Genomic DNA, 9,826 nt, shown 5'->3' on the forward strand with positions numbered 1-9,826 from the left:
CAATCTGATCAACGTGCTAATAGCCTTTGCTACTAACTATACATACACTTTACTGTGAGTTTAAAAAAACTAAAGTAAAGTTTGGCTATAACATATATTTATTGGGCTTATAACCAGTCGAAATAAAAATTAATTATTAACGGTGCTTTAGTTATTGTAGGTGCGGGCTTAATTTGAGATTTAAAGAGTAAAAACTCGTTTAGTCAAAAAATGTTCAAAAGAGCTCTAGATTAAGCTGTATTTGTTCGTTATTTGTGCATATAAATGTAACTTGAATAGTTTTATCACACAATGCGTCTAAAACATGATAAAAACACGTATCTAAATTCAATTAAGCAATCACAATGAAATTAATCTTAAAATTAATTGCCGGTATTGTGGCCGGTATCCTAGTTGGACTATATGTACCTATAACTGGTGTTGAACTTTTATTCACAGTAAAAGAGCTGATTGGTCAAATTATCTCCTTTACCATTCCACTTATTATATTATTTTTTATTGCATCAGGTATTGCAGGCCTACCAAAAGGGTCTGGTCACTTACTTGGTAAAACAGTCGGGTTTGCTTATAGCTCTACAATTATTGCAGGTACGCTTGCATTTTTATTAGTAAGTGCTGTTATCCCTTTTTTAAGCGGTGGTATTACATTCGAGGCAGAAGTTGCTACAGAAATTGGCAGCTTTATTGATTTAGAAATTCCACCTTTGATGGGGGTAATGACCGCATTAGTAACTGCTTTTGTATTTGGTATAGGCATGAGCCAATTAGAGCTTGATACGCTTAAAAAGGTGTCTGATCAGGGCCGTGATGTGATTGACGGATTATTATCAAAAGTAATTATCCCTGCTTTACCATTTTACATTGCAGGTGTATTTGCCGAAATGACGGTAGCGGGTACTGTGGTAGATACACTGCGAACATTTGGCGTAGTACTAATTGCAGCGCTTGTTATGCACTGGTTATGGTTAAGCGTTTTATATATAGCGACAGGTGTACTATTGAAACGTAATCCAATCGAATTAGTTAAAAATATGCTACCAGCTTACTTTACAGCGTTAGGTACTATGTCAAGTGCAGCAACGATTCCAGTATCGCTTCAATCAAGTAAAGCAAATAACGTTAAAGAAGATGTAGCAAACTTTACCGTACCACTTTGCGCGACTATTCACTTATCTGGCTCAACTATCACTATAGTAACCTGTGCAATGGCTGTTATGTTTTTATCGCCAAGCATGGAAGTCCCTTCATTAATGGGTATGCTACCGTTTATTATGATGTTAGGTGTAGTAATGATTGCAGCACCAGGTGCTCCAGGTGGCGCAGTTATGTCGGCGCTTGGTCTATTAACAAGCATGCTTGGGTTTAATGAAGGCGCGGTTGCATTAATGATTGCACTTTATTTGGCACAAGATAGCTTTGGTACTGCGTGTAATGTAACGGGTGATGGTATCATTGCGTTATGGGTTGACAGATTTAGCGAAAAATCGTCATCTTAAACTATTAGGGCGAGGCAATAATATTAGTTATTGTTTCGCTTTATGTATGTTACTGTGGCAAATTAATTTAATTAAATTGCATGTTGTTAGGTAAGTGAGGATGTTCCATTGATTAATGTACTTTTAGTTGATGACCATGAACTTGTACGAACAGGAATAAAGCGTATTCTTGATGATGTACGAGGGTTTAAAGTAATTGGTGAAGCTAAAACTGGCGAAGAGGCTGTACAGTTTTGTCGTCAGCATGCGCCAAACATAGTATTAATGGATATGAATATGCCAGGCATGGGCGGATTAGAAGCGACTAAAAAGATTTGTCGTTACTGCCCTGATGTAAAAATTATTGTGCTTACCGTTAACTGTGAAGACCCGTTTCCGAGTAAAGTAATGCAAATTGGTGCTCATGGCTTTTTAACTAAAGGTGCTGGCTCTGACGAAATGGTGCGTGCCATTCGTTGTGTTCATGCCGGTCAGCGTTATATTGCCCCTGAAATTGCACAGCAAATAGCACTTGCGCAAGTGACAGGTCGCACAGACGAAAATCCTTTTCAGAGCTTATCTGAACGCGAACTGCAAATTATGCTTATGATCACTAAAGGTGAAAAAGCACAAAATATAGCTGAGCGTTTAAACCTAAGTTCAAAAACAGTAAATAGCTATCGCTACCGTATGTTTGAAAAGCTAAATGTAGGTGGTGATGTTGAGCTTACCCATTTAGCAATTCGTCATAAAATGATTGATATAGACGTTTCGTACTAACTATAATTTATGTCTGAATTTGATCACGTACATTTTCTCAAAACGCTATCAAGTGAGCCGGGTGTATACCGCATGCTTGATAGTGACAACCAAGTTATTTATGTTGGTAAAGCTAAGCATTTAAAAAAGCGTGTGAGCAGTTACTTTAGAAGTAACATTACCGATAGCAAAACACGCGTTTTAGTGAGTAATATTTGTGACATCGAAGTCACACTCACTAATACTGAAACAGAAGCGCTGCTGCTTGAAAATAATCTAATAAAAAAATACCAGCCTCGCTACAACATATTATTACGCGACGATAAGTCGTATCCCTATATTTTATTAACTAGCCATAAACACCCTCGTTTAGCGTTTCATCGTGGCAGTCGTAAAATTAAAGGTGAGTACTTTGGGCCTTTTCCGAGTGCGGGAGCGGTATCTGAAAGCTTGCGCTTAATGCAAAAAATATTTCCTGTTCGTCAATGTGAAGATGCTTATTACCGCGCAAGAAGTCGCCCGTGTCTGCAATATCAGCTTAAGCGTTGTTCAGCTCCGTGTGTGAATAAAGTTACGGATGATGATTACAGCGAGCAAGTTGACTATGTCCGTAAGTTTTTAACGGGTAAATCTCACGAAGTTATTGCTGATTTAATAAAAAAAATGGAAGCAGCCAGCCTACAATTAAATTTTGAACTGGCGGCAAAAGTTCGCGACCAAATAATGCTACTTCGTAAAATGCAGGAGCAACAGTCTATATCAGGTAATTTTGCTGAAATGGACGTAGTTGGTTTTGCTCATTTAAATGGTTTAAATGGTATTCATTTATTAATGATCCGCGATCACAAAGTATTGGGTAGTAAAACGTATTTTCCAAAAGTACCTAAAGATTCGAGTGAACAAGAAATATTAACTTCATTTTTAGGACAGTACTATTTAGCGCCAGGAGCAACAGGGCGTATTGCAAAAGAAATCATATTACCGTTTGAAATAGAAGAGAGCGGGGCACTCGGTGAAGCACTCACACAAATAAGTGAGCGCAAGGTAACACTTAAAGTAGTTACCCGTGGTGAGCGTGCTCAATACTTACAACTGGCTAATAAAAATGCATTAAACAGTATTGCAGTTAAGCAAAGTACCCAAGACTCTATTAATAAACGTTATGCACAATTAAAAGCAACATTGCGACTTGATGATATTACCCGAATGGAGTGTTTTGATATAAGCCACACCATGGGGGAGAACACTGTTGCAAGTTGTGTTGTATTTGACTCACAAGGCCCAAATACGAAAGAATATAGGCGCTATAATGTAACGGGTATAACCGGTGGTGATGATTATGCTGCAATGGAGTTTGCACTTAATAAGCGTTACAACAAATTAGTAGATGAAGACAAAATTCCAGACGTTATCTTTATTGATGGTGGTAAGGGGCAACTGGGGCGCGCGGAGCAGTACTTTTCTAACTGGCCACATACAAAAATGCCTTTGTTAGTAGGTGTTGCTAAAGGTACTAGCCGTAAGCCTGGCCTTGAAACACTATTGATTGACGGTGGTCGAAAAACCATTCCTATGGATTCAGATGCACCTGCGCTACATTTAATACAGCATATACGTGATGAATCTCATCGTTTTGCAATTGCAGGGCATCGTAATAAACGACAAAAACAACGTACGCAATCACTACTAGAAGAAATAAATGGAGTCGGCTCTAAGCGTCGGCAAACATTATTAAAATATTTAGGGGGCATGCAGGGAGTAAAAGCTGCTAATATAGAACAGTTAAAGAAAGTTCCTGGGATCAGCCCTGACATGGCTGAGAAGATATTTAACCATTTGCATGACAAGGGCTAGCCCTACATGCGAATATAGCAAAAAAGACATATCCAAGTAGTTATGTGGAATATTCCAAACACACTCACAACATTTAGACTTTTTCTTATCCCCGTTTTTTTGGTGATATTTTATTTGCCTTATAGCTGGGCTTTTTTTGCTGCCGCCTTTATTTTTTGGCTTGCATCAATCACCGATATACTAGACGGTTATTTAGCAAGAAAGCTTGAGCAATCAACCCCTTTTGGTGCTTTTTTAGATCCTGTTGCTGATAAAGTAATGGTATGTGCCGCACTTGTAGCGTTATCTGATCAGTACCAGTCAATGTACATGACTATACCTGCTCTTATTATAATAAGCCGTGAAATTATAATATCTGCACTTCGTGAATGGATGGCAGAGCAGGGTAAGCGTGGTAATGTCGCTGTATCAAACATGGGTAAAATTAAGACGGCTGCACAAATGTTAGCCATTATCGGTTTGATTTGGCAATATGATACATGGATGAACTATTTAAGTTTTGGACTACTGTACATTGCGACCTTTTTAACCTTGAGTTCTATGATGCAATATTTACGTGCAGCATGGGGTGAATTGACTAAAAATTAACTCTAAATGTATAATAACGCACCGTTTTAGATAAAAAACAAGCAAACAGTTCAAAACTAGCATTTTTTGTATTGACGCGTTTAATAATCTCTGTAGAATGCGTCCGTGTTGAGAGGGCATAGCCCCCGAGATAAACGAAACGGTAATTAATCAGTTACCTGAATGTTCACATAAATCATCATGTGCTAATTCAAATAACTGATAAATAAAATGCGGTACTAGCTCAGTTGGTAGAGCGCGACCTTGCCAAGGTCGAGGTCACGAGTTCGAGCCTCGTGTACCGCTCCAAGTTTATCTTAAGGTTAATACCCCGTACTGGGGCGGAATGGCAGAGTGGCCATGCACCGGATTGCAAATCCGTCTACCTCGGTTCGACTCCGGGTTCCGCCTCCATTTCAACACTCCACACGCTTTAATTAGCAAACTCGATGCCCGAGTGGTGGAATTGGTAGACACAAGGGATTTAAAATCCCTCGACTAACAAGTCGTGCCGGTTCAAGTCCGGCCTCGGGCACCACTTTGTGGTTTAATTGCATTACCAAGTGTAATTTATAAAATGGTTAATTTAGAATTAATATGATGCGGTACTAGCTCAGTTGGTAGAGCGCGACCTTGCCAAGGTCGAGGTCACGAGTTCGAGCCTCGTGTACCGCTCCATATTAGTTTTATCCACTTGCTTTAAGTAGCAAACTCGATGCCCGAGTGGTGGAATTGGTAGACACAAGGGATTTAAAATCCCTCGACTAACAAGTCGTGCCGGTTCAAGTCCGGCCTCGGGCACCACTTTAAATTGTTTAACCAAGATAATTTAAAGTTGATAAAATAGTATTTTGCGGTACTAGCTCAGTTGGTAGAGCGCGACCTTGCCAAGGTCGAGGTCACGAGTTCGAGCCTCGTGTACCGCTCCAAATTATTTGGAAACATTTAGGCGGAATGGCAGAGTGGCCATGCACCGGATTGCAAATCCGTTTACCCCGGTTCGACTCCGGGTTCCGCCTCCATATAATTTACTCCACACGCTTTAATTAGCAAACTCGATGCCCGAGTGGTGGAATTGGTAGACACAAGGGATTTAAAATCCCTCGACTAACAAGTCGTGCCGGTTCAAGTCCGGCCTCGGGCACCATCTTTACTAAAATCCTCAGATAAAATTCACTTAAATTCTAAATTGCTTCTAATTTTAAAAAATTCAAAAATTATTCTTACTTAAATTCTCTAATCTTATTTTTAATACCTACTTACCTTTAAAATCTATTTCCTTTTAATATCTTAGAGTTTCACCATCCTCAAAATAGATCACTTAATTAAGCGAATTGGTATAAGAGCACCTGTTTATAACAGAGCAAAAAATCAGAACGCTGGTTATTTAATTTTTTTGGCAATTACTCCTGCACCTAAGTTTTAACGAGGGGTGGCATTAATGAATGTAATAGAAGTGCGGTGTCTAAAATAAATTTAAGGTAGGATTATAAGGAATGCGTTAAGCACTTAGTTATACCAATTGCGAAGATTTTATAAGCGACCCTTGAGGATCGCTTATAAAGGATAAATTGTTATTGCAGTTTACTCTGAGCTTTGTAAATTGGATACTCGCTCAACAAGCCTTGAATAAGCGCAACACACATTAAAATAAGTACTATTGAAAACGGCAAAGCTGTAGTAACTACGCCCGACTGAAGCGCTTGCAATGCTTGCGAGCCACCAACCCAGAGCAATACTGCTGCAATCACGCCTTCGACTGTAGCCCAAAATATACGTTGTGGCACTGGTGCATCTATTTTACCGCCCGCAGTTATACCATCTATTACAAGCGATCCTGAATCAGACGACGTTATAAAAAACACCAAAACGAGTGCTATAGAAATAATAGAAATAAAACTAGAAAGAGGTAACTGCTCGTATACTTGAAATAAAGTCACTGAGATATCAGTTAAACCATTTTGTCCAAGTGGGCCAACTTTATCTATAACTTGTGTAATTGCCATATTTCCGAATACGCCCATCCAAACCAAACTAAGAAGCGTGGGTAGGCCAATGACGACGAGTAAAAACTCGCGTACAGTACGCCCCTTTGAAACTCGGGCAATAAACATCCCAACAAACGGCGACCATGATATCCACCATGCCCAATAAAACACAGTCCAAGAGTGCATCCAATCTTCATCGGGTCTATTGAATGGATTGCTCAAAGGTACAAAGTGCTCTACGTACGCCCCAAGGGTAAACCAAATAGCAGTAATTGCATCAGAGAAAGTAAGGGCAATAACGGCTAATAATAAAATAAATGCACAAATTAAATTAACATTGCTCAGTACTTTAACACCCCCCTCAATACCTCTAATAACTGAGAAAATTGCAATGCACGTTACTAAACCAATAACAGATATTTGAAAAGCAGTCCCGTAATCAGTGCCTAACAGATAATTTATCCCGCTGGTAGCTTGTTGAGCGCCAAGGCCTAGCGATGTAGCTAAACCAAATAAAGTAGACAGTACAGCGAGTATATCTATGATATGACCGAGCCATCCCCAGGCGCGATCACCAAATAATGGATAAAAAACCGAACGTATAGATAAAGGAAGGCCTTTATTAAATGCAAAAAAAGCCAAGCTTAATCCAACAACAGCGTAAATCGCCCATCCATGTAAACCCCAGTGGTACATGGTTGCACCCAAAGCTAAAGAGTGTGCTTGCGGTGAGTTTGGCTCAACGCCCATAGGCATATGATACCAACCAGTATAATATGCAGTTGGCTCAGCAACTCCCCAAAACAGTAAGCCAATCCCCATTCCTGCTGCAAAGAGCATTGAAAGCCATGACATGTAACCATGTTCTGGACGAGCTTTTACGCCACCCAACCGAATTTTACCTAAAGGAGAAAATGCTAAAATAACGCAAAAGATCACAAAGGCATTGGCTAGTAACATAAAGTAACTATCAAATTGATTAATTATTGCGTCTTTAGTCGAGGTTAGTGCATCACGGGTAACGGTAGGGTCAAAAACTAGGGTAAGTATTACAAATAAAACAACTAAGAAGGCGCTTATACCAAATACTGGGTTATGGATATCAAATCCCCACTTTTGTACATTATCTTGCCCAACTTGGTAATCAGTAGTGTCTATACTGTATTTTTTTGTCATGTCATCCATCGGATCTCCTTTTTATAGATAACTTAATTCATATATCCTACGTAATTAAATATAAAATAGTTTTAAAATTAATATAACTTTTATTTATAAGCAATGAGATGATTAAGCGTAGTATTTGTTATTTTAGAACTAAAAAAGCGAGCCGTAGCTCGCTGATTATTTTCTATTCCCAGGCCGCTGGGTCAACCTCTTTAGCAAGTTTAGGATGCTTACTTTTGTCAAAGGTGGGTATTAAGCCCTTTTTGCGTTGTTCGTTATAGTCTTTTGAAAGCCATACAACAACACCTGAAAGCATAAATAGCGCTATAACGTTTACAATGGCCATTAAACCCATTGATATATCTGCCAGCGTCCAAATTAAACCAAGCTCACCAACAGCACCAAACATCACCATACCTAAAACAACAAGTCTAAAGATAAACATACCTTTATTAGAGTTGTGCTCTAAAAACATTAAATTTGTTTCAGCGTAAGAGTAATTAGCCACAATAGAAGTAAAAGCAAAAAACAATATGGCAATAGCAATAAAGTAAGTACCCCAGTCGCCGACATGTTCTTGTAATGCTGCTTGTGTAAGTTCAATCCCCATAACACCAGATTCAGGTACTAATTGCTGCGATAGTAAAATAAGAGAAGCAGTCGCTGTACAAATAACAATAGTATCAATAAATACGCCTAACATTTGCACATAACCTTGTGATGCTGGGTGAGGAGGGTAAGGCGTCGCAGTAGCCGCGGCATTAGCTGCACTACCCATACCAGCTTCGTTTGAGAATAAACCACGCTTTATACCTTGGATCATCGCTTGTGTGACACCGTATCCAATAGCACCAGCACCAGCTTGTTCAATGCCAAAAGCACTTTTTATAATAAGCACTAGCACATCAGGTAGTGCAGTAAAGTTAATTGCGCATACATAAAGAGCAACCAGCAGGTAAGCTAATGCCATAAATGGCACAACCATTTCAGCAAAGCGAGAAATTGTTTTTAGGCCACCAAAAATAATAATGCCAGAACCAATAACCAAGCAAATGCCTACTATATACTTAGGTACATCAAACGCTACTTCAAATGCTGCAGCAATAGAGTTTGACTGTACTGCGTTAAATACTAAACCAAAGGCTAAAATTAAACATAACGAGAATAAAGTTCCCATCCAACGTTTGCCTAAACCGTTTTGCATATAATAAGCAGGGCCACCTCTAAAATTACCATCTGCATCTTTTGTTTTATAAGCCTGAGCTAAAGTACTCTCGGCAAAACTTGTAGCCATACCTATTAATGCAATAAGCCACATCCAGAAAATAGCACCTGGGCCACCTAGATATAAGGCAACAGCAACACCTGCCATATTACCAGTACCGACACGAGCTGCTAATGAAGTACAAAAAGCCTGAAAGGATGAAATTTCGTTATCGGCACATTTACGAGAACCAAACATAACTTTGAACATATGTGGGAATTGCACAAATTGAATAAAGCCTAGTCGAAAAGTAAAGAAGAGGCCCGCTGCTATTAATAAGTAGACGAGAACTTGCCCCCATAGAAGGGCACTTATACTATTTATTATGTCTGTCATGGATACTGCCTAAATACATGAGTTAAAAAAAGTGACCGCAACTTATCACATCAGGATAAAAGTGTTTAGTTTTAAAGTTCAAAAACAGAGTTATCAACAGGGTTTTGTGGGTAACTTGTGTTTATCGTGTGTGCTTGTTTGGGGCTTAATTTTAATTACTATTTTATGCAAATAACGCTTGCGTAAAATCCGCCGCTCCCTATAATTCGACCCCACTGAAACGGGAAACGCCGAAGCATAGCGAGGCACGAAATGCTCAGAGAGTTAAATAAAACTTCGGTTTTAAATCTTCTAAAAAGAAAGTTTAAAACAAAGTGTTGACTCGAAAAATAAAGGGTGTATTATTCGCATCCCTTGAGACGCTAAAGCGACTCAAAACGTTCTTTAACAATATAAAGCAATCATCTGTGTGGGCACTC

The 9,826-nt window shown here is 39.1% G+C and carries 6 protein-coding genes and 8 tRNA genes; 12 read left to right on the forward strand and 2 right to left on the reverse strand.

Translation table 11 applies throughout. From position 1 onward, the window contains the following. Positions 1-344: 344 nt before the first annotated feature. The 12 genes from H5126_RS19305 (at position 345) to H5126_RS19360 (ending at position 5,802) form a co-directional block, all read left to right on the forward strand. Positions 345-1,496, forward strand: a complete 1,152-nt coding sequence (locus tag H5126_RS19305) for a dicarboxylate/amino acid:cation symporter (protein WP_182696260.1) — start codon at positions 345-347, stop codon at positions 1,494-1,496. A 108-nt stretch (positions 1,497-1,604) separates the two neighbouring features. Continuing rightward, positions 1,605-2,255, forward strand: a complete 651-nt coding sequence (uvrY, locus tag H5126_RS19310; protein WP_002963136.1) for a UvrY/SirA/GacA family response regulator transcription factor — start codon at positions 1,605-1,607, stop codon at positions 2,253-2,255. A gap of 9 nt (positions 2,256-2,264) precedes the next feature. After that, positions 2,265-4,088: an excinuclease ABC subunit UvrC gene (uvrC, locus tag H5126_RS19315; protein ID WP_039488521.1), complete on the forward strand. Its 1,824-nt coding sequence runs from the start codon at positions 2,265-2,267 to the stop codon at positions 4,086-4,088. A gap of 42 nt (positions 4,089-4,130) precedes the next feature. Next, on the forward strand, positions 4,131-4,676 hold the full coding sequence (pgsA, locus tag H5126_RS19320) for a CDP-diacylglycerol--glycerol-3-phosphate 3-phosphatidyltransferase (protein WP_032827134.1): 546 nt from the start codon (positions 4,131-4,133) through the stop codon (positions 4,674-4,676). Between the two features lie 212 nt (positions 4,677-4,888). After that, positions 4,889-4,964: transfer RNA gene (locus H5126_RS19325), tRNA-Gly, on the forward strand. Positions 4,965-4,995: 31 nt separating this feature from the next. Next, positions 4,996-5,069, forward strand: a tRNA-Cys gene (locus H5126_RS19330). Between the two features lie 37 nt (positions 5,070-5,106). Beyond that, positions 5,107-5,193: transfer RNA gene (locus H5126_RS19335), tRNA-Leu, on the forward strand. Between the two features lie 64 nt (positions 5,194-5,257). Beyond that, positions 5,258-5,333 (forward strand) — tRNA-Gly (locus H5126_RS19340). Between the two features lie 39 nt (positions 5,334-5,372). Beyond that, positions 5,373-5,459, forward strand: a tRNA-Leu gene (locus tag H5126_RS19345). Between the two features lie 49 nt (positions 5,460-5,508). Next, positions 5,509-5,584: transfer RNA gene (locus tag H5126_RS19350), tRNA-Gly, on the forward strand. 19 nt (positions 5,585-5,603) lie between these two features. Further along, positions 5,604-5,677: transfer RNA gene (locus H5126_RS19355), tRNA-Cys, on the forward strand. Between the two features lie 38 nt (positions 5,678-5,715). Continuing rightward, positions 5,716-5,802 (forward strand) — tRNA-Leu (locus H5126_RS19360). Positions 5,803-6,229: 427 nt separating this feature from the next. Here the strand turns inward: H5126_RS19360 and H5126_RS19365 are convergent. Both H5126_RS19365 and H5126_RS19370 read right to left on the reverse strand, forming a co-directional pair. Beyond that, positions 6,230-7,828, reverse strand: a complete 1,599-nt coding sequence (locus tag H5126_RS19365) for a BCCT family transporter (RefSeq protein WP_182696262.1) — start codon at positions 7,826-7,828, stop codon at positions 6,230-6,232. A 163-nt stretch (positions 7,829-7,991) separates the two neighbouring features. After that, positions 7,992-9,407 (reverse strand): sodium:alanine symporter family protein, encoded by a 1,416-nt coding sequence (locus tag H5126_RS19370; protein ID WP_039488519.1) that lies wholly within the window; start codon positions 9,405-9,407, stop codon positions 7,992-7,994. Positions 9,408-9,826 lie beyond the last annotated feature (419 nt).

This window comes from Pseudoalteromonas sp. SG45-3, assembly GCF_014164075.1.
In the GTDB taxonomy this organism is placed as follows: Bacteria; Pseudomonadota; Gammaproteobacteria; order Enterobacterales; family Alteromonadaceae; genus Pseudoalteromonas; species Pseudoalteromonas distincta.

Coding starts and splice junctions, on each gene's coding strand:
- H5126_RS19365 (WP_182696262.1), bottom strand. CDS start 7,828: ATGGATGACATGACAAAAAAATACAGTATAGACACTACTGATTACCAA.
- pgsA (WP_032827134.1), top strand. CDS start 4,131: ATGTGGAATATTCCAAACACACTCACAACATTTAGACTTTTTCTTATC.
- H5126_RS19305 (WP_182696260.1), top strand. CDS start 345: ATGAAATTAATCTTAAAATTAATTGCCGGTATTGTGGCCGGTATCCTA.
- uvrC (WP_039488521.1), top strand. CDS start 2,265: ATGTCTGAATTTGATCACGTACATTTTCTCAAAACGCTATCAAGTGAG.
- H5126_RS19370 (WP_039488519.1), bottom strand. CDS start 9,407: ATGACAGACATAATAAATAGTATAAGTGCCCTTCTATGGGGGCAAGTT.